Origin of the sequence: Pseudomonas sp. JZ134 (genome assembly GCF_051027695.1) — a bacterium.
Lineage (GTDB): Bacteria > Pseudomonadota > Gammaproteobacteria > Pseudomonadales > Pseudomonadaceae > Chryseomonas > Chryseomonas luteola.
Genome location: NZ_CP069250.1, coordinates 2,429,630 through 2,454,788, shown reverse-complemented (window position 1 = coordinate 2,454,788; position 25,159 = coordinate 2,429,630). Strand labels below are relative to the sequence as shown.

Below are 25,159 nucleotides of genomic sequence, written 5' to 3'. Positions count from 1 at the left end.
ATGCATTTAATTTCGAGTGAGGCCAAGGATACAGGCTCAAACTCTTCTGTAGTTGAACGTCAATTATGCGCTTGGAAAAGGATGTCTATTTATGCGCGCACTTCTATTATTTCGTATTGCCGTCTGTTTTACTCTTTTTACGCTCACTTCTGTTGCCTATGCTGAAACGTACGGTGATCCGCTGCATTATCAGTTACCCAAACCTGTACCTATCGCCCGGACCTCTACAGAGGTGTCCAGATCCTCTGGGCCTGTTTTTTCCAGTAAGGTCAATATCAACACGGCAGATGCCGCTACGCTGGACAAAAGACTTAAAGGTGTTGGAGCTGCCAAAGCAAAAGCGATTGTTGACTATCGGAATGCGCATGGCCCGTTTCAGGCTGTTGACGAGTTGATAGAAGTTAAGGGCATCGGCCCTGCAATCTGGGAAAAGAATTCTGACGTCCTGACAATCAATTGACAAAAGCGGTGCTGGTAGCCAACCAGCCGGAGTTATTCTTTTGGCACAAAACAGTTATCCAGCCGCATCTTACTAGTTGCATTTCTTCCAAGGTGTCCAAACCATCACCTTAACTAGGCGCTTGGCCTCAGCCTAAGGCCAAGCGGTTCTCACCCAAAAACCTTTCTGGCCTGTTAATTGCTCTTACCTTGATAGTGATTGAAACCTGGCGCCAAGCCGGTTCAGTTAGCCAATTTCAGCTGACAGACAAAACTTGGCATCGCCATTGCTACATCAAGGTATAGCTAAAAGCGCGGCGTCAAAAATCCGCGCTGGTTGGAGGGTGAAATGGTTCAAGGTGTTGAGTTCAATCGTTTAATGCTGGAGATGCGCTCCATGCAGACAGAGGCAATGGCGCGAAAGCCCGTTGCGAGCCCTGTCGGTGTTGAGGGTGCTGCAAATGTTCCCAGCTTTCCGGATTTACTTGGACAGGCTGTCCGTAAAGTCAACGAGACGCAAAAGGTTTCCAATGAGATGGCCACAGCGTTCGAGCTTGGTCAAGGCGGCGTTGATCTGACGGAAGTCATGATTGCCTCGCAGAAAGCTAGCGTTTCCTTCCAGGCCATGACCCAAGTCCGTAACAAGATGGTCCAGGCCTACCAAGACATTATGCAGATGCCTATCTGAGGATAGATTGAATGGCCGACACCGCCCTCAATAATCAGGTTCCCGCTAAGGTAGACGCCTCTGGCGCATCCAAGAAGCCTTTTCCGGGCCTGGGCTTTCTAGACAACCTGTCTGAAATGCCGATCTTGCGTCAAGTAGGCCTTATGGTTGGCTTGGCTGCCAGCGTTGCCTTAGGGTTTGCAGTAGTGCTGTGGTCACAGCAGCCTGATTACCGCCCCTTGTATGGCAGTATGTCAGGCCTGGATGCCAATCAGGTAGTTGAAGCGCTGACTTCAGCCGATATCAACTACAAGGTTGATCCTAATACCGGTGCCTTGTTGGTAAAGGCGGACGATCTGGGCCGTGCTCGCTTGAAAATGGCCAGCGCTGGCGTAGCGCCTACTGACGGTATCGTTGGTTTCGAGCTGTTGGACAAGGAGCAGCCTCTGGGAACCAGCCAATTCATGGAAGCGGCAAATTACCGTCGCGGCCTTGAGGGTGAACTGTCTCGTACGATTGCCAGCTTGAATGGCATTAAAAGTGCACGTGTTCATTTGGCGATTCCGAAGAGTTCTGTATTCGTACGGGATGAGCGTAAGCCGACGGCTTCGGTTCTGGTCGAGTTGTATCCAGGCCGTACCTTGGAAACTGGGCAAGTAATGGCGATCGTTAATCTGGTTGCTACCAGTGTTCCAGAGTTGACGAAGTCTCAGGTAACGGTAGTCGATCAGAAGGGACAGCTCTTGTCGGATCAGCTGAACCAGTCTGAGTTCAGTGTTGCAGGTAAGCAGCTGGATTATACGAACCGCATCGAAAGCACATTGACTCAACGTGTGCAAAACATGATGCAGCCAATCGTAGGAAACGGTCGCTTCAAGGCAGAAGTATCGGCAGATGTAGATTTCAATGCGGTTGAGTCAACGTCCGAGCAGTTTAACCCTGATCAGCCTGCACTGCGCAGCGAGCAGATCAATACCGAACAGCGTCAAACTGCCGGCGGTGGGCCGCAGGGTGTGCCGGGAGCCTTGTCGAACCAGCCGCCTGGACCAGCCACTGCACCTGAGAACGCAACAGCGGCAGCGGGTACCAACTTTACGGCGCCGGGTCAGCTGATTCGTGACCCTAATGATCAGTTCATTACTGACCCGAAGACAGGTCTGCCGGCGACAGTGCCTTATCCGACAGACAAGCGTGACCAAAGCACACGTAATTATGAGTTGGATCGCAGTATCAGCTACACCCGCCAGCAGCAAGGTCGAGTACGTCGTCTCTCTGTAGCGGTAGTGTTGGATGATCAAGTGAAATTGGATGCAGCGACAGGGCAGGTAAGTCATACGCCCTGGAGTGCGGATGACCTGGCTCGCTTTACTCGCCTGGTGCAAGACGCGGTAGGTTTCGATGCAAGTCGTGGTGATAGTGTTAGCGTGATCAACGCTCCCTTTGCTCCGATCGCTGCTGATGATGTGGAAAGTATCCCCTTCTACTCGCAGCCCTGGTTCTGGGATGTCGTTAAGCAAGGTCTGGGTGTGCTGTTTATCCTGGTCCTGGTGTTTGGTGTCCTGCGCCCTGTTCTGAACAACCTGGCAGGTACCAACAAGAGTAAGGACTTGGCACTGGCTGATGGTATGGGTGGTGCTGGCGATCTGGCGGGTAGTGGAGCGGGCGGCCTGAGTGGTGGTGATCTGGCCGATGACAAGGTAAGTCTGGCAAGTCCTGCAGCGCTGATGTTGCCTGGACCTAGCGAAAACTACGAAGTACAACTCAATGCCATCAAGCAATTGGTGACTGAAGACCCGGGCCTGGTTGCCCAAGTTGTGAGGGACTGGATCAATGCCGACGAGTGAATTCAACAGCATGAGCAATGTCGATAAAGCCGCTGTTCTGCTGCTCTCCCTGGGTGAGGCAGACGCTGCCCAGATCCTGCGTCACCTGGGCCCGAAAGAAGTACAGCGCGTCGGTACTGCGATGGCTCAAGTGCGTAACATCAGTCGTGACCAGGCCGAGCATGTACTGGGCAACTTTATCGAAGTGGTAGGTGAGCAGACCAGCCTGGGTGTAGGCACTGACGGTTATATCCGCAAGATGCTGACCCAGGCCCTGGGCGAAGACAAGGCTAACGGTCTGATCGACCGGATCCTACTGGGTGGTAATACGAGTGGCCTGGATAGCCTCAAGTGGATGGAGCCTCGTGCGGTCGCGGATGTCATCCGTTACGAGCACCCACAAATCCAGGCGATTGTAGTGGCTTACCTGGATGCGGATCAGGCTGCCGAAGTTCTGGCGCATTTTGATCAGAAGATTCGGTTGGACATTATCCTGCGGGTGTCTTCGCTGAATACGGTCCAGCCAGCAGCACTGAAAGAATTGAATATGATTCTGGAGAAGCAGTTCTCGGGTAGTGCAAGCTCCGCCCGTACGACGCTGGGTGGCGTGAAGCGTGCAGCCGACATCATGAACTACTTGGATAGCGCGGTTGAGGCTCCGCTCATGGACGCTATTCGCGAAGTGGACGATGCGCTGTCTGCTCAGATCGAAGACCTTATGTTTGTCTTCGGCAACCTGGTCGATGTGGATGATCGGGGTATTCAGGCGCTGCTGCGTGAAGTCTCGTCCGATATCCTGGTCCTGGCGCTCAAGGGCGCAGATGACGGGATCAAGGACAAGTTCTTCCGTAACATGTCCAAGCGTGCAGGCGAGTTGCTGCGTGATGATTTGGAGTCCCGCGGCCCGGTTCGTATCTCCGAGGTAGAGGGGGCGCAGAAAGAAGTTATCGCAGTGGCCCGCCGTATGGCTGAGGCTGGCGAGATCGTCCTGGGTGCCAAGGGCGGCGAAGAAATGGTGTAAATCACCAAGTGGTTTCGAGCCCGGTCACTGTGTATTTGCAGTGGTCGGGCTTTTTTATTCTGAGTTGGCCCAAGCTTTGCTATCTATCTGGCATACCGTAGCTTTTCTGTCAGGTGAGTCATGAACAAAGAGGACGCTAGCGATCTGATTCGCGCGAAGGAAGTCAGTATCTTCGAGCGATGGCTTTTGCCTGATCTGGATAGCAACCATGTTGAAGACGTGGCCGTTGAGCCTGATCCAGAGCCGGAAGCAGCGGAAGAGGAAACCGTCACCGTTGAAGACGTTCCGGTAGAGGAAGTCAAGCCGTTGACGTTGGAAGAGCTGGAGGCCATTCGGCAAGAGGCTTACAACGAAGGCTTCACTGCCGGTGAGCGCGATGGTTTTCACTCCGGGCAGGTAAGAGCGCGGCAAGAGGCTGAAGTAGCATTGACAGCCAAGCTGCGAAGTCTGGAAATCGTTATGGAGCAGCTGCTCGAGCCAATCGCCCAGCAGGATCGCGAGCTGGAGCAGGCGTTGGTTCGTCTGGTTGAGCATGTCACCAAACAAGTGATCCAGCGTGAGTTAAAAGACGATTCTACGCAGCTGCAACGTATCCTGCGTGAGGCGCTGAAGCTTCTGCCCATGGGGGCTGAGAATATCCGCATTCATCTCAACCCGCAGGACTTCGATTTGGTGAAGGCCCTGCGTGATCGGCACGATGAGCGTTGGAAGTTGCTGGAAGATGAAAATCTGCTGCCGGGTGGTTGCCGTATCGAAAGCGAGAACAGCGTAATCGATGCAAGTATCGAAACGCGACTGGCTCAGGCACTGACGCAGATTATGGAACAGCAACGCCATCAGGCTACACAGCCTGCCGACCCCGACCTGCATATTCCTTTGGAGGATGCTGCTGATGCATCTTGATCGCCTGAGTTTCCAGCGTCGACTGGGTGGTTATATTGACGCGGTAAGCCTCCCGGGTGAGCCCGTAATCGAAGGGCGTCTGCTGCGCATGGTAGGTTTGACGCTTGAGGCAGAAGGCTTGCGTGCTGCAGTCGGAAGTCGCTGCCGGGTCATCAATGGCGGTACCTACCAACATGCTCAGGTAGAAGCCGAGGTCATGGGGTTTTCAGGTGATAGAACCTTTTTGATGCCGATTGGCAGTCTGGCAGGTATTGCCCCTGGGGCGCGTGTCGTGCCTCTGCCTGATACCGGACGCCTGCCTATGGGAATGTCGATGTTAGGGCGTGTGCTCGATGGGTTAGGTAATGCCCTCGATGGCAAAGGGCGGATGCGCGCCGAGGATTGGGTGCCGATCGACGGTCCGACCATCAACCCGCTCAAGCGCGAGCCTATTCATGAGCCGCTTGATGTTGGTGTACGTAGTATCAATGGTTTGTTGACGGTAGGACGCGGTCAGCGTCTTGGACTGTTTGCCGGTACTGGTGTTGGTAAGAGCGTGCTGCTTGGCATGATGACCCGCTTTACCAAGGCGGACATCATCGTTGTCGGGCTGATCGGTGAGCGGGGTCGTGAGGTTAAGGAATTTATCGAGCACATCTTGGGCGAAGAGGGCATTAAGCGTTCCGTCGTTGTTGCCTCGCCAGCGGATGATGCGCCTCTGCTGCGTCTGCGTGCAGCCATGTATTGCACACGTATTGCAGAGTACTTTCGTGACAAGGGTAAAAACGTTCTGTTGCTGATGGACTCTCTGACCCGGTATGCACAGGCTCAGCGTGAAATCGCACTGGCTATTGGTGAGCCGCCAGCGACAAAGGGTTATCCGCCATCCGTGTTTGCCAAGCTGCCCAGCTTGGTGGAGCGCGCGGGTAATGCTGAAAAGGGCGGTGGTTCTATCACGGCGTTCTACACTGTACTGTCAGAGGGTGATGATCAGCAGGACCCGATCGCTGATGCGGCGCGAGGGGTGCTGGATGGTCACTTTGTTTTGTCCCGTCGTCTGGCGGAAGAAGGTCATTACCCTGCCATTGACATTGAAGCGTCGATCAGCCGAGTGATGCCGCAGGTCGTAAGTCCTGAGCATTTGCGTAATGCCCAGCGTATGAAACAGTTGTGGTCTCGCTTCCAGCAAAGCCGCGATTTGATCAGTGTGGGCGCCTATGTACCAGGCGGCGATCCTGAAACTGACCAGGCAATCAAGCGCTACCCTGCGATGCAGCAGTACTTGCGCCAAGGACTGAATGAAAGCGAGTCGCTCGAGCAGAGCGGGCAAAATCTAGGCGTATTGCTGGAGAGCTGATGAATCATGAAAGGTCGTGCTGAGCGGTTGACCCCAGTGATAGACATGAGTGAGCAGGAGGAGCGGGACGCTGCTCGGCAATTAGGTAAGTGTCAGACACAACTGATGCAGGCAGAGCAAAAACTTGCTGACCTGCAGCGCTACCGGGACGATTACCACAAGCAATGGCTGAATGCGGGAAGTCAGGGTGTGTCAGGCCAGTGGATGATCGGTTATCAGCGTTTCCTCAGTCAGTTGGAGGATGCCATTGCGCAGCAGGAGCGGAGCACTAACTGGCACCGCGATGTTGTCGAAAAGGCACGCCAATCCTGGCAGCAACGATACGCACGCTTGGAAGGTTTGAAAAAGCTGGTAGAGAAATATCGCCAGGAACAGCGGCTGGTTGAGGACAAGCGAGAGCAGAAGCAGATGGATGAGTTTTCCCAACGGCTTTTGCAACGGGTTCGGATGTAAGGAAAAAGGGCCAGCCGTTTTGCTGGCCCTCTTTATTTCCTGCCAAACCTTCTAAAAGAGGTCCTGACGGTTGGCAGCCAATTTTCCAGCAACATAGATCCTCTGTTGCTCATTCGCTGGAATTTTGACGTCAGGCTTATGTTTACCTTCCAAAGTCTGGTAAAAGAGCAATTACCAGAGCGCCTTCCAGCGTAAGTCCACTGATATAAACGGTAGTAATGAGCGCTTTAGAACAAATTATTGTGTTCCAGGGGTGCCATTAGAGTGCCAGCTTTGCCAAAATCGCACTGACAGAAGGTTTGTTTAACCTAACTCCTAACGGAGGGCTTGATATGTCAGCGTTGTGTAGCAGAGCTCTTACGTTTCATCCTCATGTTACTTTGCCATTTCGTCTGGCATCTTTGGCCTGATGAGTGAGTCCTACCATGTCATTGCCACACTTAGATACCGATACTCTGCTTGCCCTGCAGGAAATTATGGAGGACGAGTACGGTAATCTGCTCGACACCTATATTTCCGACTCGGAAGAGCGTATCCGTGCGTTGAAGGAGGCCTATGCCGAACAGGAGCTGGTACAGCTTCGGCATGTGGCTCACAGCTTCAAGGGAAGTTCCAGTAACATGGGCGCCGTCGTTCTGACAAATCTTTGCCGGGACTTGGAGGAAGCTGCCCGTCGAAACGCTCCCTTGTCCGTTATAGATGAAAAGATCGAAAGCGTTCAACGCGAGTTTGCCATTGTGCGCATTCTGTTCAAGTCGGAACGGCAACGGCACGCGTGATTTTCAGCCGTTTTTCTTAAAGCTGGCCCAGCGTTTGCTTCTCTAGCTCCAGATACCTTAACTGGAGCAATTTTATGGCTGTCGCCTCTGACTTCATTTTGTCGTCGACGCCTGATATCAGCTCGGCCAAGACCGCGTTCAAAGCGCCGTTCAAGCCCGCTGAGTCAACTCGCAGCGATACCCCACGTTTCTCGGATGTTTATGCCAAAGAGCAGCAGCCTGCTCGTAATGAGGTGCGTACTCGCGATGCGGATCCAAAGTCCGTGAAGCGCGAGGCTTCCGCATCGCGTCACGATAGCAAGGTTAACGACAGCAAGACTGGCGAGTCTGTTTCCTCAGACGTAAAGCAGAAAGAGACCTCTGGATCTGCCGATAGCGGCAAGGCCTTGCCGGTAGCCGATGAGCACGCCTCTGTTCCAGACGCGCAGCTGGACCCGTTATTGCTGCTTGGCATGACTGGAACCCTGCCTACGGAAGTGGCGCCTTTGCCAGTTTCAAACGCTGTCAGCTCTTTGACGTCCCTGACGGAAGATACGCTGACATCGGGTATTGCGTCAGCGCTTCCACAGGGGCTGGATCAGGTGGCTTCCTCGAATGGCCAGGCTGCCTCTTCTGATGAGACTGCTGGCCAGCTGCTGGCCCAGGCCGGTAGTAAGCTACTTCAGACTACCGATACAGCATCTGGCACTGCTCAGGCCAATACAAGTCAAGGCTCCTCTAAACAGGCCGAGGTTGTAAGTGCTCTTCTGGCTGCGGCCACTCAAAGTCAGCCTACTGAGGGTGAGGCCGCCCTTGAAGCATTGCAGGGGTTAAAAGATATCGATGATAGGGCCTTGCCTGACGGTCGAAACGATACCTTTGCAGACAAGCTGAATAGCTTGTCCCAGACAATGGGAACGCCTGTGCAGACGGCTCGTCCCGTTGCGCCTACAGTGCCGGGTCAACCGCTGGCAATGAATCAGTCCGACTGGCATGAAGGTGTAATTGATCGAGTCATGTGGATGTCGAGTCAGAACCTCAGGAGTGCTGACATTCGGCTCGAACCGGCCGGGTTGGGGCGTCTTGAAGTTCGTATCGATATGACTAACGACCAGGCTCAGGTCACTTTTGCTAGTCCGCATGCGGATGTTCGTGATGCACTCGACAACCAGTCTCATCGCTTGCGAGACATGTTCGTGCAGCAGGGGATGACGCTTGATGTAAACGTCTCGGATCAATCAGCGCATCGTAACTGGCAGGCCGCACAGCAGGACACGGGAACCGGAGGGCGACGGTCTTCGAATACTGGGTCAGGTAGCGAAGATCGTGCGATTGATGAAGTGGCAGGTACCTCAAGTGAGACGGTAGCGCACACAATAAAGAGAAATGATGGAGTGGTGGACTTCTACGCTTGACCGGGACGCCTCCCGCAGGTGATGAGGTCCGTCTTACCAAGGGCGAATCTGACGGCTACGCCTCAAGCGATTGGCTAAAGATGAATGTATCAACAAAACTGCTGTTATTCCCTCTGCGTTTTAGGGCTGTAGGCGGTTCACTCAATTACGGATGTAAGCATGGCCAAGAAAGAACAAGCGGCTGATGACGCGGCCAAACCCGCTGGCAAAGGCAAGCTCAAGCTCATCATCATTATCGTGGTCGCATTGTTGTTGACGATAGGGGCTTCGGTAGGTGCAACATGGTTCATCATGAACAAGAAGGTTCATGATGCCGAGGCCGCAAAGGCGGAGCCCACCACTCCTGTCCGGCTGCCTGCCATCTACGAAAAATTAACGCCGTCTTTTGTGGTCAACTTCAATGTGAACGGCAGGCAGCGTTATATGCAGGTGGGTGTGGCGCTGATGGGACGCGATCAGGCAAAGATGGATGAACTCAAGGCTCATTTGCCCCAGGTACGCAATCAACTGGTCATGCTGCTTTCTGCCCAGAGTTATGACGCCTTATTGACGCCGGTCGGCAAGGAATTGCTGCGTCAACAGGCAACTTCCAAGATTCAGGAGCTTGCTCAGAAGCAGGTGGGTCAACCTACGGTCGAGCAGGTTTTGTTTACTAACTTCGTCCTGCAATAGGGATTGCCATGTCTGTACAAGATTTACTGTCTCAGGATGAAATCGACGCGCTTCTTCACGGCGTCGATGATGGTCTTGTCGAAACGGATCCTATCGCGCCTACAGGCTCGGTCAGAGGGTATGACCTGACTAGCCAGGATCGTATCGTCCGTGGCCGCATGCCGACATTGGAGATGATCAACGAGCGCTTTGCCCGCTATACCCGGGTCAGCATGTTCAACCTGCTTCGTCGCTCGGCTGACGTGTCCGTAGGGGGTGTGCAGGTCTTGAAGTTCGGTGAGTATGTTCGCTCGCTGTATGTACCGACCAGCTTGAACATGGTGAAGATCAAGCCTTTGCGTGGTACGGCACTGTTTATTCTGGATGCCAAGTTGGTGTTTAAGCTGGTAGACAACTTCTTTGGTGGCGATGGCCGTCACGCCAAGATTGAAGGTCGTGAGTTTACGCCGACCGAGCTGCGTGTTGTACGCATGGTGCTTGACCAGTGCTTCGTTGACCTTAAAGAGGCCTGGGGCGCAATGCTCGCGTGTCAGTTCGAGTACATCAACTCCGAAGTCAACCCGGCCATGGCAAATATTGTCAGTCCGAACGAGGTGGTAGTGGTCAGCTCGTTCAGCATCGAGCTGGATGGCGGTGGCGGTGAGCTGCATATCGCCATGCCATACTCAATGATCGAGCCTATCCGCGAAATGCTGGACGCCGGCTTCCAGTCGGATGTGGATGATCAGGACGAGCGCTGGGTCAAGGCTATGCGCGAGGACCTTCTGGATATCCGTGTACCGCTGGAAGCGACGGTGGTGCGTCGTCAGCTCAGGCTACGTGACATCCTGCATATGCAGCCTGGCGATGTAATTCCGGTTGAGATGCCGGAGGAAATGCTGATGCGCGCCAATGGTATGCCAACTTTCAAAGTAAAGATGGGGGCTCGTAAAGGAAACCTGGCCTTGCAAATCATTGAACCGGTCAAGAACTCTCGCTGACGCGATTTTGACTGAATGCTTTTATTTCTTTCGAGCCGTAGGCTCACCGTTTTAGATTGAGGTTAAGATGGCAGATCAAAACACCAACAGCGAAGAACAGGCTCTGGCTGATGAGTGGGCCGCGGCGATGGCAGAGGCAGGCGACTCCAATCAGGATGAAATCGATGCGATGATGGCTCAGGGCTCGAACCCGGCCTCTCGCGCGCCTGTAGAAGAATTTGCCGGGATCCAAGGTAACAATCAGCAGATTACAGGTATGGAAGGTCCGAACCTGGATGTGATTCTGGACATTCCTGTCATGATTTCGATGGAAGTCGGCCATACCGACATTTCCATCCGGAACCTGCTACAACTGAATCAGGGCTCGGTTATCGAGCTTGATCGCCTGGCGGGAGAGCCGCTCGATGTACTGGTCAACGGTACCTTGATTGCTCACGGCGAGGTGGTGGTGGTTAACGAGAAGTTCGGTATCCGGCTGACCGATGTCATCAGCCCCAGTGAACGTATCAAGAAACTACGCTGACCTTATGCGAATGCTCATTGCTCTACTGGCGACCTTGCCGCTTGTCTCCCAGGCGGCTGAAACAGCTGCACCGTCAACCAATATGGGATCGCAGCTGACTCAGCTTGTGTTGGGTCTGCTGCTGATTATTGGCCTGATCTTCGGGCTGGCCTGGCTTATCCGTCGGGTACAGCAGGTGGGGCCGCGTGGCAATAACGCTATCAAGTTGGTCGCTACCCAGCATCTGGGGCCGCGAGAGAGGCTGGTGTTGGTGCAGGTAGGGCAGGAGCAAATACTCGTAGGACTCACGGCTGGGCGCATTACTCCCTTGCATGTGATGAAGGAACCGGTTCGCCTGGCCGATGAGCAACCGGCTTCGCCTGAGTTTGCTCAACGGCTTTTCGAGCTGATCAGCCGCGACCCAAAGGATAAGTCATGAGATTCGACTCATTGAAGTCTTTCGCGCGAGTGGTGCGGAGAATGAACTGGTGCTGACTGGTACAAGCGGTGTGTTTACGACGTTGTTGAAATCCAATCTTCGTTTGCTTCGTAATTGCCTGCTTGTGCTGGTAGCACTGGCGGCACCTTTGGCGTTTGGGCAGGAAAATGGGACTAACAATCCGTTGTCCATTTCCGCTATTACCATGAGTACAAACGCCAACGGCCAGCAGGAGTACTCCGTCAGCCTGCAGATTCTGCTGATCATGACGGCGCTGAGTTTCATTCCAGCGTTTGTCATGCTAATGACCAGCTTTACACGGATCATCATTGTATTCGCCATTCTCCGCCAAGCCCTGGGCTTGCAGACAACGCCGTCAAACCAGGTGTTGATCGGACTGGCACTGTTCCTGACATTGTTCATCATGGCGCCGGTCTTTGATCGCATCAATAACGATGCCTTGCAGCCCTATATGAATGAGCAGCTGACGGCTCAGGATGCAATTGCGCGGGCAGAGGGGCCAATCAAGGACTTCATGTTGGCGCAGACCCGGCAATCCGATCTGGACATGTTCATGCGGCTATCCAAGCGTACAGACATCGCCACACCTGATCAGGCGCCGCTGACGATCGTGGTTCCGGCCTTTGTGACATCCGAATTGAAAACAGCCTTCCAGATTGGCTTCATGATCTTTATTCCATTCCTGGTAATTGACCTGGTGGTGGCCAGCGTGCTGATGGGGATGGGCATGATGATGCTATCACCCATGATTATCTCGTTACCGTTCAAGCTGATGCTGTTCGTGCTGGTTGACGGTTGGTCGTTGATCATGGGTACGCTGGCTGGCAGCTTCGGTACTGTCTAAGAGGAGATAACCCATGACACCTGAAGTAGCCGTAGATCTGTTTCGGCAAGCGCTCTGGTTGACGGCATTGCTGGTGGGCATTCTGATCGTGCCGAGCTTGCTGGTGGGCCTGGTGGTTTCAATGTTCCAGGCCGCTACACAGATCAACGAGCAGACCTTGAGTTTTCTGCCTCGACTGATTGTCACGTTGTTGACGCTGATTGTCCTGGGGCCTTGGCTTACTCGTGAGCTAATGGAGTTCATGCGCAACATGATCACCAATGTTCCGATGTTGATTGGTTAAATCATGCTTGAGCTGAGTGATGCGCAGATTGGCGGCTGGGTCGGTACGTTCCTGCTGCCTCTGTTCCGTATTGCTGCCGTCTTTATGACGATGCCTATCATCGGGACCAACATGGTTCCCGCGCGCGTAAAGCTCTATATGGCGCTGGCCTTTACCGCTCTGCTGGTGCCTACGCTGCCCCCCATGCCGCAGGTCGATGCCGTGAGCGTACAGGCCTTGCCGCTGATTGCAGAGCAGATCCTGATTGGCGCTCTGATGGGTTTTAGCCTCCAGCTGTTCTTTCACGTCTTCGTGATTGCTGGGCAGCTACTCTCCACCCAGGCAGGACTTAGCTTTGCATCAATGGTCGATCCGGCCAATGGCATTTCGGTGCCGGTGCTGGGGCAGTTCTTCAACGTACTGGTGACGCTGCTGTTCCTGTCCATGAACGGACACCTGATCGTCATGGAAATCCTGGCAGAAAGCTTTACCACGCTACCGGTTGGTCAGTTGCTGTCTGTTGATCATTTTTGGGAGCTGGCCGGTAAATTGAGTTGGGTGCTTGGTGCTGGCGTATTACTGGTCTTGCCTGCTATTACGGCACTGCTGGTCGTGAACCTTGCTTTTGGCGTAATGACCCGCGCAGCGCCTCAACTCAACATTTTTTCCATTGGCATGCCCTTAACCGTAACGCTGGGTCTGATCATTATCTGGATTGGCACAGCGGATATCTTTTCGCACTACGAATCATTAGTCACTGAAGCGCTGCAATGGCTCCGAGAGCTGGTGCGAGCGCGATAGGCAGGAGGTCGCCATGTCGGACGAATCCAGCAGTGAAGACCGTACAGAGGAACCTACCGACAAACGTAAGCGGGAAGCGCGCGAGGAGGGGCAGTTACCCCGATCCCGTGAGCTTGGCACGCTGACGGTTGTGATGGGGGGGCTCATAGCGCTTCTGGCGTTTGGGTCGATCCTGGGAGATGCGTTACTGGATTTGATGCGTGGCAGTTTTTCACTAAACCGTGAAGCCGTTCTGGATGAGCGGAACATGGGGATCATGCTGCTAACATCCGGCAAGGCCGCCATGCTGGGCATGATGCCGGTTTTTCTCGTCCTTGTGCTGGCTGCCGTTATTGGCCCGATTGCACTGGGAGGCTTCTTGTTTTCCAGCAAATCCCTTCAGCCCAAGTTCAGTCGAATGAACCCTCTTTCAGGACTCAAGCGCATGTTTTCGACCCATGCGCTGATGGAGTTGGGCAAGGCGCTGGCCAAGTTCGTTCTGCTGCTAACCATCGCTATCATGGTTCTCTTGTCTGAGCGCGATGCGTTGCTGTCCATTGCAAAGGAGCCTTTAGGCAGTGCCATTATCCATAGTATAAAAGTGGCGGGACATGCAGCGTTGATGGTGTCTTTAGGACTATTACTTATCGCAGCTATTGACGTACCGTTCCAATGGTATAGCAACAAGAAAAAGCTGATGATGACCAAGCAGCAGATCAAGGATGAATACAAGGACAGCGAAGGCAAGCCCGAAGTAAAAGGGCGGATGCGCCAGATGCAGCGCGAAATGGCGCAACGTCGCATGATGACCGCCGTGCCAGAGGCCGACGTCATTATCACCAACCCAACACATTATGCTGTGGCGCTAAAGTATGACGCTGCCACCGGTGGGGCGCCGATCCTGGTAGCCAAGGGTAGCGACTTTGTGGCATTGAAGATTCGTGAGCTTGCCCAGGAGCACGCCGTTACGACGCTTGAGTCACCCGCCCTGGCGCGAGCAGTGTACTATTCTACTGATATCGATAGAGAGATTCCGGCAGGGCTTTACATCGCTGTGGCGCAAGTACTGGCCTACGTTTATCAGCTCAAGCAGTACAAGGCCGGTCAAGGCCGGCGTCCAGAACAGCCGCATGAGCCACCTATCCCGCCGGATTTACGGCGTGATGAGTAGGTAAAGAGGGCCCCGCTGAACGGGGCCTTCTTGTTACTTGATAACCCCGCACGCCATCCGGGCTCCACCACCGCCTAGCGGTTTGGGATGATCCGAGTGGTTATCGCCACCTACGTGAACCATCAGAGCGTGGCCTTTGATTTCATTCAAGTCCTTCAGGCGCGGCGCCAGCACGGGCTGAGAGGCTGTTCCGTCGCTTGTGACATAAAGGGCGGGCAGATCACCTTTATGGCCGTCGCCCCAGGGAGCGTCATGCTTGCCGGTATTCTCAGGGTCCCAGTGACCGCCTGCGGCGCCTGCCGGCGTGTTCTTGCCATCGACTTCTGCAGCGTCACAGCTGGGTTTGGCATGAATATGGAATCCATGTGTCCCTGGCTCCAGCCCTTTTAGCTCAGGTGTAAATACCAAGCCGTAGTCAGTCTTTACGATGGTGACGCTGCCTACACTTTCGCCCGGACCTTTCTCTGTTGCGATATTTAATGGAACAGTCACGGCGTCATCCGCCTGGGCCATACCAGCGAGTCCTGCTGACATCAGCGTTACGGCAATCCATTTTTTCATCGGGTTCTCCTGTTATCCACTTTATGCGCGTCTTGTGAAGGGACCTCATATGCGTGTTCAGGTTTCCTTATTACGGTGCTCGTATCAACAGTGGCTAAAGGCCGGCCTCAAGAAAACAGTCGTGCAGGCCGATATAACAGGCGCAAACGCAACAAATTCAAACAAAAAAGGAACTTGGCCCGTTGCTTGCTGAATAGCCTGCATCAAGACGCTCTGACGTCAAAAGATTGATATGCAAGGCATTCAAGAGGAACGACTGTGAAAGTTAATCACGGGCAAATGTTGACCAATGTTCGCAGCCTGAGCCGCGGTAACCTGGCTGTACCGATATTGGTTCTGGCCATGCTCGGCATGATGACATTGCCGATCCCGCCGTTTCTGCTGGACGTGCTGTTTACCTTCAATATCGCGCTGTCGATCGTGGTATTGCTGGTAAGCGTTTATGCGCTACGGCCTTTGGACTTTGCGGTGTTTCCGACGATCCTGCTCGTGGCCACGTTGCTGCGCTTGGCATTGAACGTGGCGTCTACACGTGTCGTTCTTTTGCATGGTCATGATGGCCATGCCGCTGCCGGTAAGGTGATTCAGGCCTTTGGTGACGTAGTGGTGGGTGGTAACTACGTTGTCGGTGCGGTCGTGTTCGCCATCCTGATGATCATCAACTTTGTGGTAGTGACCAAGGGTGCTGGTCGTATCTCCGAAGTATCCGCGCGTTTCACCCTGGACGCCATGCCTGGTAAGCAGATGGCCATCGACGCTGACCTGAACGCCGGTGTGATCGATCAGGCCGAAGCAAAGAAGCGTCGTGCCGAGGTAGGTCAGGAAGCTGACTTCTATGGCTCAATGGATGGTGCCAGCAAATTCGTTCGCGGTGATGCGGTTGCCGGTCTGCTGGTACTGTTCATTAACCTGCTCGGTGGTATCGCGATCGGGATGATGCAGCATAACCTGAGCATTGCCGATGCAGGCCGTATCTATGCACTGCTGACTATTGGTGACGGTCTGGTTGCCCAGGTGCCTTCGCTGTTGCTGTCTGTTGCGGCTGCCATCATGGTAACGCGTGTGTCTTCTTCCGAAGACATGGGGCAGCAGGTCAACCGTCAAATGTTCGCCTCGCCAAAGGCGCTTGCTGTCTCTGCGGCCATCATCATTGCCATGGGTCTGGTGCCCGGCATGCCGCACGTGCCGTTCTTGGGTTTGGGCTTCATGGCTGCTGCCGGTGCCTATTTCATCTGGGATCGCCAGCGCAAGGTCAAGCAAGTGGCCGAGCAGGAAGCTAAGCGTCAGCAGGAGCTGGCCCCCGTACAGCGCCCCGCTGAAACCAAGGAGCTGGGCTGGGATGACGTAACGCCTGTCGACATGGTTGGCCTGGAAGTAGGTTATCGCCTGATTCCTTTGGTGGATCGCAACCAGGGCGGTGAGCTGCTAACGCGTATCAAGGGTGTTCGCAAGAAGCTGTCCCAGGATCTTGGCTTCCTTATGCCCGCTGTACATATTCGCGACAACCTGGAACTGATGCCCAATGCTTATCGTTTGACGTTGATGGGCGTGAATGTTGCGGAAGCCGAAATCTATCCGGACCGCGAACTGGCTATCAACCCGGGTCAGGTATTCGGCACGTTGAATGGTGTGATTGCCAAAGATCCGGCGTTTGGCCTTGATGCGGTTTGGATTGACGTCAGTCAGCGTGATCAGGCGCAGTCCCTGGGCTATACCGTGGTCGATGCCAGCACGGTCGTTGCGACCCACCTCAACCAGGTTCTCCAAAAGCATGCCCACGAGCTGTTGGGGCATGAAGAAGTGCAGCAATTACTGCAGCTTCTGGCCAAGAGTTCGCCCAAGTTGGCCGAAGAACTGGTGCCAGGCATGATTTCCTTGTCTACGCTTCTTAAGGTATTGCAGCAATTGCTGCAGGAGCAGGTCTCGGTACGTGATGTTCGTACGATTGCTGAGGCTATTGCGAATGTGGCGCCGCGTAGTCAAGATCCCGCCGTCATGGTTTCGTCGGTTCGTGTGGCGCTGTCCCGTGCAATCGTCCAGAACATCATTGGACTGGAGCCCGAGCTGCCTGTTATTACGCTGGAACCGAGATTGGAACAGATGTTGCTTAATGGTATGCAGAAGGCCGGACAGGGTGTTGAAGATGGCATGTTCCTGGAACCAGGAATGGCCGAGAAATTGCAACGCTCTCTGGTAGATGCAGCACAGCGTCAAGAAATGATGGGTAAGCCAGTCGTGTTACTGGTAGCCGGTGCGATTCGCGGGATGATGTCCCGCTTCGCGAGAATGGCAGTTCCCACTATGTCTGTGCTGGCTTATCAGGAAATTCCGGATAACAAACAAGTCACCATTATCGCAACGGTTGGCCAGAACGGCTGAGGTTTGAACCATGCAAGTTAAACGCTTTTTTGCTGCTGATATGCGTCAAGCCATGAAAATGGTTCGTGACGAACTGGGTGCAGATGCCGCGATCCTGAGCAATCGCCGTGTTGCCGGTGGCATTGAGCTGACCGCTGCCCTGGATTATCAAGCGCCGACTCCCACTGCGCCGAATGCTGCGCTGGAAGCCGAGCTGCGTAAAACCCAAGTGCGTATCGCCGAAGCCCACGCTGAACTGGCCATTCGCTCGCCTAACCAGGGTGTCGCTGCGCCGCAAGCCAACGCTAGTCAACTCTTTGGCAGTGAGCAGATCAGCGCTCGCCAGGAACCTGTTATCTCCGAGCCCAAAGTTGCCCAGCCAGCACCTGCCGTTGCCGCCGCGCCTTCTGCCGAAGAGCGCCGCGCGCTGGATGCCATGCGCTCCGAGATCACCGGGCTACGCGAATTGATTGAAGTGCAGCTGGGCTCTATCGCCTGGGGCCAGATGCAGGACAAGCGTCCTGACGAAGCAAACTTCTGGCGCCGCCTGCAACGCATGGGACTTCCGGCTGATCTGTGCCGTGACCTGATGGCGCGTGTAGCAAGTGTGAACGAGCCCCGTCAGGCCTGGCGTATGCTGTTGGCCCACCTGACCCAGGCAATCGACACGCCCCAGGTTGATCTGCTGGAAGAGGGCGGTATCGTCGCGTTTGTCGGTCCTGCCGGATCGGGTAAGACCACTACGCTGTCCAAAATGGCAGCGAGCTATGTTCTGAAGTATGGCGCGCAAAGTCTTGCGCTGGTCACCATGGATAGCCATCGCATCGGCGCCCAAGAGCAAATCAAGACGTTGGGTCATATTCTCGATGTGCCGGTTACCGTTGTAGATCCACGTCAGTCGTTGGCTCAGGCGCTTGAACCACTGGCCCGCAAGCGCATGGTCCTGATCGATACGGCAGGTATCCCGGCCAATGACCCCTCCCTGCGTCTGCAGCTGGAAGCGCTGGCTAATGAGAAACTGAAGATTCGTAGCTATCTGGTCATGGCAGTAACCAGCCAGAGCCAGGTGCTGAAAGCGGCTTATCACAACTACAAGGGGTGCGGTCTGGCTGGTTGTGTTCTGACCAAACTGGATGAGTCCGCGACGTTGGGTGAAGCGCTCGGTATAGCCATTAGCCATCATATCCCGGTAGCCTATCTCTCCGACGGTCCTCGCATCCCTGACGACCTGCATATTGCGCGCAAGCATCAGCTGGTTAGCCGTGCAGTCAATCGTCAGCTGACCGACGAGCCTGCAGAGGAAACCATGGCGGATATGTTTGCCGAGCTCTATCAAAAGCCGGCCAAGCGCGTCGGTTAAGTTACAGTTTTTTGCAAGTTGGGTAAGGTTTTTGCAACAGAAGGTTTACAGGCGTCGTAGTGTCAGAAAGCAGTACACGCTTCAGGTTTAGTGCCAGCTGGCTCGTTAGCACAACGATCTGGCTACACCATAAGTGCCCTCTACGGGCTGGCTGGTTTTTCATAGGTGTACAGCAATGGGTATGCATCCCGTACAGGTAATTGCAGTGACAGGCGGCAAGGGAGGTGTTGGGAAAACCAATGTTTCGGTAAACCTTTCGCTAGCGTTGGCTGAACTGGGCCGACGTGTCATGTTGCTCGATGCCGACTTGGGCTTGGCAAACGTCGACGTTTTGCTCGGGTTGACTCCGAAGCAGACACTCGCCGATGTGATCGAAGGTAAATGTGATCTTCGCGACGTGATTTTGCAAGGCCCTGGCGGTATCCGGGTCGTTCCGGCCGCTTCCGGTGCGCAAGCCATGGTGCAGTTGTCGTCTCTTCAACATGCCGGTCTGATCCAGGCATTCAGTGACATCAGCAACGATATCGATGTGCTTGTTGTCGATACGGCTGCTGGCATCGGTGATTCGGTTGTGAGCTTTGTACGGGCTGCTCAGGAGGTGCTTCTGGTGGTCTGTGATGAGCCTACTTCGATCACGGACGCTTATGCGCTTATCAAGATGTTCAACCGCGATCATGGAATCACGCGGTTTCGCGTACTGGCGAATATGGCATTGACGCCCCAGGAAGGTCGCAATCTCTTTGCTAAGCTGACCAAGGTAACTGACCGTTTCTTGGATGTGGCTCTGCAGTATGTGGGTGCGGTTCCTTTTGATGAATGTGTACGGAAAGCCGTCCAGAAGCAGCGGTCCGTATACGAAGCATACCCGCGCTCCAAAGCCGCTCTGGCTTTCCGGGCTATTGCCCAGAAGGTGGATGCTTGGCCCTTGCCGGCCAACCCACGCGGTCACTTGGAGTTTTTCGTCGAACGATTGGTGCAACCCACTGTAGGGCCAAATGTATGACAGCGTCCAGCGGTCTCCGTATGTACAGTAAATCTCAGACCCATTCACAGCAGGAGCAACTGATCAATCAGTATGCGCCGCTGGTCAAGCGCATTGCCTATCACCTGTTGGCGCGTCTGCCTGCCAATGTACAGGTGGAAGATCTCATGCAGGCCGGCATGATCGGCCTGCTCGAGGCCTCCAAGAAGTACGATGCCGGCAAAGGTGCAAGCTTTGAAACCTATGCCGGTATCCGTATCCGCGGAGCCATGCTGGACGAGGTTCGCAAAGGTGATTGGGCACCTCGTTCGGTGCATCGTAACAGCCGTATGGTGGCCGATGCGATTCGTGCTGTTGAAGCAAGAACGGGTCGTGACGCTAAAGATCCTGAAGTTGCTGCCGAACTTGGTGTAAGCCTTGAAGAATATTACGGCATTCTCAATGACACATTGGGAAGTCGCCTGTTCAGCTTCGATGACTTGATGGAAGAGGGTGAGCACGGTCTCGAAGAGAGCGGAGCCCATGATTTCGAGCCAGGTCGAGGACTGGAAGATGATCGTTTCAAGCAGGCCCTGGCGGAAGCCATTGCCAATCTTCCAGAGCGTGAGCGTCTCGTCTTGTCGCTGTATTACGACGAGGAGTTGAACCTAAAGGAAATCGGAGAGGTGCTTGGGGTAAGTGAATCCCGAGTCTGTCAACTGCACAGTCAGTGCGCAGCACGTCTGCGGGCTCGTCTGGCTGAATGGCGTTCGCGCTAAGGCAAAACACTAAGCATGTATGGCATGCCTTTGAAGAGGCATGTCTGGGGTAAGGATGGAGGTCGACTTGGACAAAGATATGAAAATTCTCATCGTGGACGATTTTTCCACCATGAGACGCATCATCAAGAATCTGCTGCGAGATCTGGGGTTCACCAATACTACCGAGGCCGACGACGGCTTGACGGCGTTGCCGATGCTGCAAAGCGGCAACTTCGACTTCCTGGTAACGGACTGGAACATGCCGGGTATGACCGGTATCGACCTGCTACGGGAAGTCCGTGCCGATGCACGCCTGAAGAACCTGCCTGTTCTGATGGTAACGGCCGAAGCCAAGCGCGAACAAATTGTCGAGGCAGCTCAAGCGGGTGTGAATGGTTACGTTGTGAAGCCGTTTACTGCCCAGGTGCTCAAAGAAAAGATCGACAAGATCTTTGAGCGGGTCAACGGCTGATAACCATCTCGAGGATGTTATGGACCTTGGCAGTAAATCATTCGAAGACCTGGAATCGACCCTGAAAAAGCATGCCCAAGAGCTGGTTGCCAGCCTTGAAGATGGCAATTTCAGCCAGGCAGTGCAGCTCATCAATGAGCTCAATCAGGTGCGAGATCGTGGTCTGTATCAGGAAATCGGCAAGCTGACGCGTGAGTTGCACAACGCGATCGTCAACTTCCAGATCGATCCCCAGGCGTCCTATGCCAATGAAGTAACAAACATTGCAGACGCCACCGATCGCCTAAGCTACGTTGTGGAAATGACGGAGCGTGCTGCCAACCGTACCATGGACTTGGTCGATGCCAGCACACCGCTTATCGAATCATTTGGTAAGGACGCTCATGACCTCCACGCCGAGTGGGGCCGCTTTATGCGGCGCGAGCTCAGTGCCGAGGAGTTCCGCGAGCTGGCCAAGCGAGTCGGTGCGTTTCTGGGGCGCAGCGATGAGGACGCCCACAAGCTGTCTTCGTTGCTGAACGATATCCTGTTGGCGCAGGACTATCAGGATCTTACCGGTCAAGTCATCAAGCGTGTGACGAACCTTGTTACACAAGTCGAGCGCGATCTCGTCAAGCTGGTCCGTATGGCCGGTCAGGTGGATCGTTATGCAGGAATTAGCCACGACCACGTCAAGGCCATCGAAGAAATTCAAAAAGAAAAGTCTTCGAAGGGTGAAGGTCCGCAGATTCATGCCGATAAAAGAGAAGACGTCGTATCCAGCCAGGATGACGTAGATGACCTTCTGTCCAGCCTTGGTTTCTAAACCTGGCCTTTTTGGAGAGTGCATGAATGAGCTTCGACGCCGATGAAGAAATCCTCCAGGATTTCCTGGTAGAGGCCGGCGAGATTCTCGAATTGTTGTCCGAGCAATTGGTGGAACTCGAAAGCCGCCCGGATGATATGAATCTTCTCAACGCCATCTTCCGTGGATTCCACACGGTAAAGGGAGGGGCAGGCTTCCTCCAGCTGCACGCCCTTGTTGAGTGCTGCCACATTGCCGAAAACGTGTTCGACATCCTGCGTAAGGGTGAGCGCCGCGTTGATGCCGAGCTGATGGACGTTGTCCTTCAAGCTCTGGATACGGTAAACGAAATGTTCGGCCAGGTACGTGAGCGTACTGAGCCGACACCGGCTACTCCTGAGCTGCTGGCTGCCTTGGCACGTCTGGCGGAGCCTGAAGGCGCCGAACCTGCTCCCGCTGCTGTGGAGCCGGTTCAGGTCCCTGTGGTTGCTGTCCAGGCACCTGCTGCCAGTGATGTAAGCGACGATGAGTTTGACCGACTCCTCGATGCAATCGGGAATGAGCCTGCACCTGTGGCAGCCGTTGGCTCGGCCGTACCTGCATCTGGCGACGAAATCACCGATGACGAGTTTGAATCCCTGCTGGATCAGCTGCATGGCAAAGGTAAGTTCGATGCTGCTGTTGCAGCGCCGTCCGAGCCTGCCAAGGCTGCTGCTCCGGTAGCCAAGTCAGGTGACGAGATCACGGATGATGAGTTTGAATCTCTGCTGGATCAGCTGCACGGCAAAGGTAAGTTCGATGCTGCTGTTGCAGCGCCGTCCGAGCCTGCCAAGGCTGCTGCTCCGGTAGCCAAGTCAGGTGACGAGATCACGGATGACGAGTTCGAATCCCTGCTGGATGAGCTGCATGGAAAGGGCCGTTTCGATGGTGGTGTTGCGGCTGCTCCTGTAGCGCCTGCACCTGCTCCGGTTGCCAAGGCAGCATCTGCTCCTGTGGCGAAGCCCCAGCCTGCAGCGGCCCCTGCACCGGCAGCCAGCGCAGCACCCAAAGCTGAACCGCGTGCGGCGGCGGCCCCGGCAGGCGAGAAGCCGGCCAGCGAAGCTGAAACAACCGTGCGTGTGGACACCGCCCGTCTCGACGAGATCATGAACATGGTCGGTGAGCTGGTGCTGGTGCGTAATCGTCTGGTTCGTCTTGGGCTGAACAGTGGCGATGAGGCCATGGCCAAGGCTGTATCAAACTTGGACGTTGTGACAGCGGATCTTCAGACCTCGGTCATGAAGACGCGCATGCAGCCAATCAAGAAGGTATTCGGACGCTTCCCGCGTCTGGTTCGTGACTTGGCGCGCAACCTGAAGAAAGAAATCAACCTTGAGCTTGTGGGTGAAGAAACCGATCTCGACAAGAACTTAGTAGAGGCCTTGGCTGACCCACTGGTGCACTTGGTGCGCAACGCGGTCGACCATGGAATCGAGGAGCCTGCCGAGCGCGAGAAGAATGGCAAAGCCCGTGCGGGCCGTGTCGTTCTGTCTGCGGAGCAGGAGGGCGATCATATCCTGTTGGCCATTTCCGACGATGGCAAAGGGATGGATCCCAACGCTCTGCGCGCCAAGGCTGTTGAAAAAGGCCTGCTTGACAAGGACGCGGCGGAACGTTTGACCGATCTTGAATGCTACAACCTGATCTTTGCACCAGGCTTTTCAACCAAGACCGAAATCTCCGATATTTCCGGTCGTGGTGTGGGCATGGACGTGGTGAAGACCAAGATTACTCAGCTTAACGGCACGGTAAACGTCTTCTCCAACAAGGGGCAGGGCTCCAAGATTGTGATCAAGGTCCCGCTGACCCTGGCGATCATGCCAACCCTGATGGTAATGCTGGGCGATCAGGCCTTTGCATTCCCACTGGTCAACGTGAACGAGATCTTCCACCTGGACCTCTCCCGCACCAATGTGGTCGACGGTCAGGAAGTGGTCGTGGTTCGCGACAAAGCACTGCCGCTGTTCTACCTCAAGCGCTGGCTGGTCAAGGATGCAGCTTACGATGAGCAACAGCAGGAAGGTCACGTTGTTATCCTGTCGGTCGGTACGCAACGCATCGGTTTTGTTGTGGATCAACTCGTAGGTCAGGAAGAAGTAGTCATCAAGCCATTAGGCAAGATGTTGCAAGGAACGCCGGGTATGTCGGGAGCCACCATTACAGGTGATGGCCGGATCGCATTGATCCTTGACGTACCGAGCATGCTCAAGCGCTACGCGCGCCGCGGTATTTGAGTCGAAGCCCCGCCGTTAGGAGTGTCATATGGCTGTAAGAGTGTTGGTGGTGGATGATTCGGGTTTCTTCCGCCGCCGTTTGACTGAAATCCTGGCGGGTGATCCCAATATTACGGTCGTCGGTACGGCGACCAATGGGCGTGAAGGGATTGATCAGGTGATGGCGTTGAAACCCGACGTCGTTACCATGGATTATGAGATGCCCTTCATGGATGGCATTACGGCCGTTCGGCACATCATGCAGAAGTGCCCGACGCCTGTTCTGATGTTTTCGTCGCTGACGCATGAAGGCGCTCGGGTTACGCTCGATGCGCTGGATGCGGGTGCGGTAGATTATCTACCCAAGAATTTCGAGGATATTTCCCGCCATCCCGAGAGCGTAAAGCGCTTGTTGTGCGAGAAGATCCATACCATTGCGCGCAGCAACCGCCGGTTGTCGTCTGGAAGTGTGTCGGCCCATGCGCCTGCACCCACCTCAACAACCCCTCGCCCGGCGGCGCGGACTGCTTCGGCACATCCGGCAGGCTCCTCGGCTTCAGCGTCGGTGACCAGTGCTGCGCCACGGCGCAAGAATTACAAGCTGGTGGCCATCGGTACGTCGACCGGTGGTCCTGTGGCGTTGCAACGGGTACTGACCCAATTGCCTGCCAACTTTCCAGCGCCAATCGTGCTGATTCAGCACATGCCTGCCGCCTTTACCAAGGCGTTTGCAGAGCGTCTGGACAAATTGTGCAAGATTTCTGTCAAGGAAGCTGAGGATGGCGATCAGCTTCGTCCTGGGCTGGCGCTACTGGCGCCTGGCGGCAAGCAGATGATGCTGGACGGGCGTGGCGGCGTGAAGATATTGCCGGGCGATGAGCGGCTGAATTACAAGCCCTGCGTCGATATCACCTTTGGCTCGGCGGCCAAGATTTTCCCGGACAAGGTATTGGCGGTGGTGCTGACCGGCATGGGCTCTGATGGCCGTGAGGGTGCTCGCCTGCTCAAGCAGGGTGGTAGCCAGATCTGGGCGCAGGACGAGGCCAGCTGCGTGATTTATGGCATGCCCATGGCCGTGGTCAAGGCAAATCTGGCAGATGCCGTCTACAGTCTTGACGACATCGGTCGACACATTACTGACGCGTGCATGTAATGGTACCGCTCT

General features: G+C 54.8%; 26 protein-coding genes. 25 read left to right on the top strand and 1 reads right to left on the bottom strand.

From position 1 onward, the window contains the following. The first annotated feature begins 91 nt into the window (after positions 1-91). The 17 genes from JQR86_RS11415 to flhB all read left to right on the top strand — a co-directional run bounded on the left by JQR86_RS11415 (position 92) and on the right by flhB (position 14,485). A complete protein-coding gene (locus tag JQR86_RS11415) occupies positions 92-460 on the top strand; it encodes a ComEA family DNA-binding protein (protein WP_434153599.1) in 369 nt (122 codons plus the stop codon). Positions 461-787: 327 nt separating this feature from the next. After that, on the top strand, positions 788-1,126 hold the full coding sequence (gene fliE, locus JQR86_RS11410; RefSeq protein ID WP_010797918.1) for a flagellar hook-basal body complex protein FliE: 339 nt from the start codon (positions 788-790) through the stop codon (positions 1,124-1,126). Positions 1,127-1,137: 11 nt separating this feature from the next. Further along, positions 1,138-2,949: a flagellar basal-body MS-ring/collar protein FliF gene (gene fliF / locus JQR86_RS11405; protein WP_010797919.1), complete on the top strand. Its 1,812-nt coding sequence runs from the start codon at positions 1,138-1,140 to the stop codon at positions 2,947-2,949. Beyond that, a complete protein-coding gene (gene fliG / locus JQR86_RS11400) occupies positions 2,936-3,949 on the top strand; it encodes a flagellar motor switch protein FliG (RefSeq protein WP_010797920.1) in 1,014 nt (337 codons plus the stop codon). The genes fliF and fliG overlap by 14 nt, the downstream gene beginning before the upstream one ends. A gap of 120 nt (positions 3,950-4,069) precedes the next feature. Further along, positions 4,070-4,852: a flagellar assembly protein FliH gene (gene fliH, locus JQR86_RS11395; protein WP_010797921.1), complete on the top strand. Its 783-nt coding sequence runs from the start codon at positions 4,070-4,072 to the stop codon at positions 4,850-4,852. After that, positions 4,842-6,188, top strand: coding sequence for a flagellar protein export ATPase FliI (gene fliI, locus JQR86_RS11390; RefSeq protein ID WP_010797922.1), 1,347 nt, complete (start codon positions 4,842-4,844; stop codon positions 6,186-6,188). Before fliH ends, fliI begins: the two co-directional genes overlap by 11 nt. Positions 6,189-6,194: 6 nt before the next feature. Beyond that, positions 6,195-6,641, top strand: coding sequence for a flagellar export protein FliJ (gene fliJ, locus JQR86_RS11385; protein WP_010797923.1), 447 nt, complete (start codon positions 6,195-6,197; stop codon positions 6,639-6,641). A gap of 425 nt (positions 6,642-7,066) precedes the next feature. Then, positions 7,067-7,420: an Hpt domain-containing protein gene (locus JQR86_RS11380; protein WP_010797924.1), complete on the top strand. Its 354-nt coding sequence runs from the start codon at positions 7,067-7,069 to the stop codon at positions 7,418-7,420. 74 nt (positions 7,421-7,494) lie between these two features. Then, positions 7,495-8,814 (top strand): flagellar hook-length control protein FliK, encoded by a 1,320-nt coding sequence (locus JQR86_RS11375; protein WP_434153596.1) that lies wholly within the window; start codon positions 7,495-7,497, stop codon positions 8,812-8,814. Between the two features lie 159 nt (positions 8,815-8,973). Next, entirely contained in the window at positions 8,974-9,486 is a 513-nt protein-coding gene (gene fliL, locus JQR86_RS11370; RefSeq protein WP_010797926.1) for a flagellar basal body-associated protein FliL, read from the top strand. Positions 9,487-9,494: 8 nt separating this feature from the next. After that, positions 9,495-10,466, top strand: coding sequence for a flagellar motor switch protein FliM (gene fliM / locus JQR86_RS11365; RefSeq protein WP_010797927.1), 972 nt, complete (start codon positions 9,495-9,497; stop codon positions 10,464-10,466). A gap of 67 nt (positions 10,467-10,533) precedes the next feature. Continuing rightward, positions 10,534-10,989, top strand: a complete 456-nt coding sequence (gene fliN / locus JQR86_RS11360) for a flagellar motor switch protein FliN (RefSeq protein ID WP_010797928.1) — start codon at positions 10,534-10,536, stop codon at positions 10,987-10,989. A 4-nt stretch (positions 10,990-10,993) separates the two neighbouring features. After that, a complete protein-coding gene (gene fliO / locus JQR86_RS11355; RefSeq protein WP_010797929.1) occupies positions 10,994-11,407 on the top strand; it encodes a flagellar biosynthetic protein FliO in 414 nt (137 codons plus the stop codon). 82 nt (positions 11,408-11,489) lie between these two features. Beyond that, positions 11,490-12,272, top strand: a complete 783-nt coding sequence (gene fliP, locus JQR86_RS11350; RefSeq protein ID WP_434154899.1) for a flagellar type III secretion system pore protein FliP — start codon at positions 11,490-11,492, stop codon at positions 12,270-12,272. A 13-nt stretch (positions 12,273-12,285) separates the two neighbouring features. Next, a complete protein-coding gene (gene fliQ / locus JQR86_RS11345) occupies positions 12,286-12,555 on the top strand; it encodes a flagellar biosynthesis protein FliQ (RefSeq protein ID WP_010797931.1) in 270 nt (89 codons plus the stop codon). 3 nt (positions 12,556-12,558) lie between these two features. Beyond that, on the top strand, positions 12,559-13,335 hold the full coding sequence (gene fliR, locus JQR86_RS11340) for a flagellar biosynthetic protein FliR (RefSeq protein WP_150347631.1): 777 nt from the start codon (positions 12,559-12,561) through the stop codon (positions 13,333-13,335). Between the two features lie 13 nt (positions 13,336-13,348). Further along, positions 13,349-14,485 (top strand): flagellar biosynthesis protein FlhB, encoded by a 1,137-nt coding sequence (gene flhB, locus JQR86_RS11335; protein ID WP_286788728.1) that lies wholly within the window; start codon positions 13,349-13,351, stop codon positions 14,483-14,485. 33 nt (positions 14,486-14,518) lie between these two features. Here the strand turns inward: flhB and sodC are convergent, their stop codons facing one another. Continuing rightward, the gene (gene sodC / locus JQR86_RS11330) at positions 14,519-15,046 is read right to left on the bottom strand and encodes a superoxide dismutase family protein (RefSeq protein WP_074825257.1); all 528 of its coding nucleotides are present in this window, start codon (positions 15,044-15,046) and stop codon (positions 14,519-14,521) included. 279 nt (positions 15,047-15,325) lie between these two features. On the opposite strand from sodC, the gene flhA reads away from it, so the two are divergent. From flhA to JQR86_RS11290, 8 genes are all read left to right on the top strand, one after another. Beyond that, positions 15,326-17,425, top strand: coding sequence for a flagellar biosynthesis protein FlhA (gene flhA, locus JQR86_RS11325; RefSeq protein WP_407363366.1), 2,100 nt, complete (start codon positions 15,326-15,328; stop codon positions 17,423-17,425). A gap of 10 nt (positions 17,426-17,435) precedes the next feature. After that, on the top strand, positions 17,436-18,764 hold the full coding sequence (gene flhF, locus JQR86_RS11320) for a flagellar biosynthesis protein FlhF (protein ID WP_434153595.1): 1,329 nt from the start codon (positions 17,436-17,438) through the stop codon (positions 18,762-18,764). Between the two features lie 175 nt (positions 18,765-18,939). Next, on the top strand, positions 18,940-19,767 hold the full coding sequence (gene fleN, locus JQR86_RS11315) for a flagellar synthesis regulator FleN (RefSeq protein WP_010797937.1): 828 nt from the start codon (positions 18,940-18,942) through the stop codon (positions 19,765-19,767). Continuing rightward, positions 19,764-20,504: an RNA polymerase sigma factor FliA gene (gene fliA / locus JQR86_RS11310; protein WP_010797938.1), complete on the top strand. Its 741-nt coding sequence runs from the start codon at positions 19,764-19,766 to the stop codon at positions 20,502-20,504. Before fleN ends, fliA begins: the two co-directional genes overlap by 4 nt. Before the next feature lie 79 nt (positions 20,505-20,583). Then, positions 20,584-20,958 (top strand): chemotaxis response regulator CheY, encoded by a 375-nt coding sequence (locus tag JQR86_RS11305; protein WP_173869067.1) that lies wholly within the window; start codon positions 20,584-20,586, stop codon positions 20,956-20,958. A gap of 19 nt (positions 20,959-20,977) precedes the next feature. Beyond that, a complete protein-coding gene (locus tag JQR86_RS11300) occupies positions 20,978-21,763 on the top strand; it encodes a protein phosphatase CheZ (RefSeq protein ID WP_010797940.1) in 786 nt (261 codons plus the stop codon). Between the two features lie 26 nt (positions 21,764-21,789). Beyond that, the gene (locus JQR86_RS11295; protein WP_434153594.1) at positions 21,790-24,015 is read left to right on the top strand and encodes a chemotaxis protein CheA; all 2,226 of its coding nucleotides are present in this window, start codon (positions 21,790-21,792) and stop codon (positions 24,013-24,015) included. A gap of 28 nt (positions 24,016-24,043) precedes the next feature. Beyond that, entirely contained in the window at positions 24,044-25,147 is a 1,104-nt protein-coding gene (locus tag JQR86_RS11290) for a protein-glutamate methylesterase/protein-glutamine glutaminase (protein WP_074825269.1), read from the top strand. Positions 25,148-25,159: the final 12 nt, after the last annotated feature.

Coding starts and splice junctions, on each gene's coding strand:
- fliF (WP_010797919.1), top strand. CDS start 1,138: ATGGCCGACACCGCCCTCAATAATCAGGTTCCCGCTAAGGTAGACGCC.
- fliN (WP_010797928.1), top strand. CDS start 10,534: ATGGCAGATCAAAACACCAACAGCGAAGAACAGGCTCTGGCTGATGAG.
- flhA (WP_407363366.1), top strand. CDS start 15,326: ATGTTGACCAATGTTCGCAGCCTGAGCCGCGGTAACCTGGCTGTACCG.
- fleN (WP_010797937.1), top strand. CDS start 18,940: ATGGGTATGCATCCCGTACAGGTAATTGCAGTGACAGGCGGCAAGGGA.
- fliJ (WP_010797923.1), top strand. CDS start 6,195: ATGAAAGGTCGTGCTGAGCGGTTGACCCCAGTGATAGACATGAGTGAG.
- flhF (WP_434153595.1), top strand. CDS start 17,436: ATGCAAGTTAAACGCTTTTTTGCTGCTGATATGCGTCAAGCCATGAAA.
- JQR86_RS11375 (WP_434153596.1), top strand. CDS start 7,495: ATGGCTGTCGCCTCTGACTTCATTTTGTCGTCGACGCCTGATATCAGC.
- fliL (WP_010797926.1), top strand. CDS start 8,974: ATGGCCAAGAAAGAACAAGCGGCTGATGACGCGGCCAAACCCGCTGGC.
- JQR86_RS11290 (WP_074825269.1), top strand. CDS start 24,044: ATGGCTGTAAGAGTGTTGGTGGTGGATGATTCGGGTTTCTTCCGCCGC.
- fliA (WP_010797938.1), top strand. CDS start 19,764: ATGACAGCGTCCAGCGGTCTCCGTATGTACAGTAAATCTCAGACCCAT.
- fliM (WP_010797927.1), top strand. CDS start 9,495: ATGTCTGTACAAGATTTACTGTCTCAGGATGAAATCGACGCGCTTCTT.
- fliG (WP_010797920.1), top strand. CDS start 2,936: ATGCCGACGAGTGAATTCAACAGCATGAGCAATGTCGATAAAGCCGCT.
- JQR86_RS11380 (WP_010797924.1), top strand. CDS start 7,067: ATGTCATTGCCACACTTAGATACCGATACTCTGCTTGCCCTGCAGGAA.
- JQR86_RS11300 (WP_010797940.1), top strand. CDS start 20,978: ATGGACCTTGGCAGTAAATCATTCGAAGACCTGGAATCGACCCTGAAA.
- JQR86_RS11415 (WP_434153599.1), top strand. CDS start 92: ATGCGCGCACTTCTATTATTTCGTATTGCCGTCTGTTTTACTCTTTTT.
- fliI (WP_010797922.1), top strand. CDS start 4,842: ATGCATCTTGATCGCCTGAGTTTCCAGCGTCGACTGGGTGGTTATATT.
- fliH (WP_010797921.1), top strand. CDS start 4,070: ATGAACAAAGAGGACGCTAGCGATCTGATTCGCGCGAAGGAAGTCAGT.
- fliQ (WP_010797931.1), top strand. CDS start 12,286: ATGACACCTGAAGTAGCCGTAGATCTGTTTCGGCAAGCGCTCTGGTTG.
- JQR86_RS11305 (WP_173869067.1), top strand. CDS start 20,584: ATGAAAATTCTCATCGTGGACGATTTTTCCACCATGAGACGCATCATC.
- fliR (WP_150347631.1), top strand. CDS start 12,559: ATGCTTGAGCTGAGTGATGCGCAGATTGGCGGCTGGGTCGGTACGTTC.
- fliE (WP_010797918.1), top strand. CDS start 788: ATGGTTCAAGGTGTTGAGTTCAATCGTTTAATGCTGGAGATGCGCTCC.
- fliO (WP_010797929.1), top strand. CDS start 10,994: ATGCGAATGCTCATTGCTCTACTGGCGACCTTGCCGCTTGTCTCCCAG.
- flhB (WP_286788728.1), top strand. CDS start 13,349: ATGTCGGACGAATCCAGCAGTGAAGACCGTACAGAGGAACCTACCGAC.
- sodC (WP_074825257.1), bottom strand. CDS start 15,046: ATGAAAAAATGGATTGCCGTAACGCTGATGTCAGCAGGACTCGCTGGT.
- JQR86_RS11295 (WP_434153594.1), top strand. CDS start 21,790: ATGAGCTTCGACGCCGATGAAGAAATCCTCCAGGATTTCCTGGTAGAG.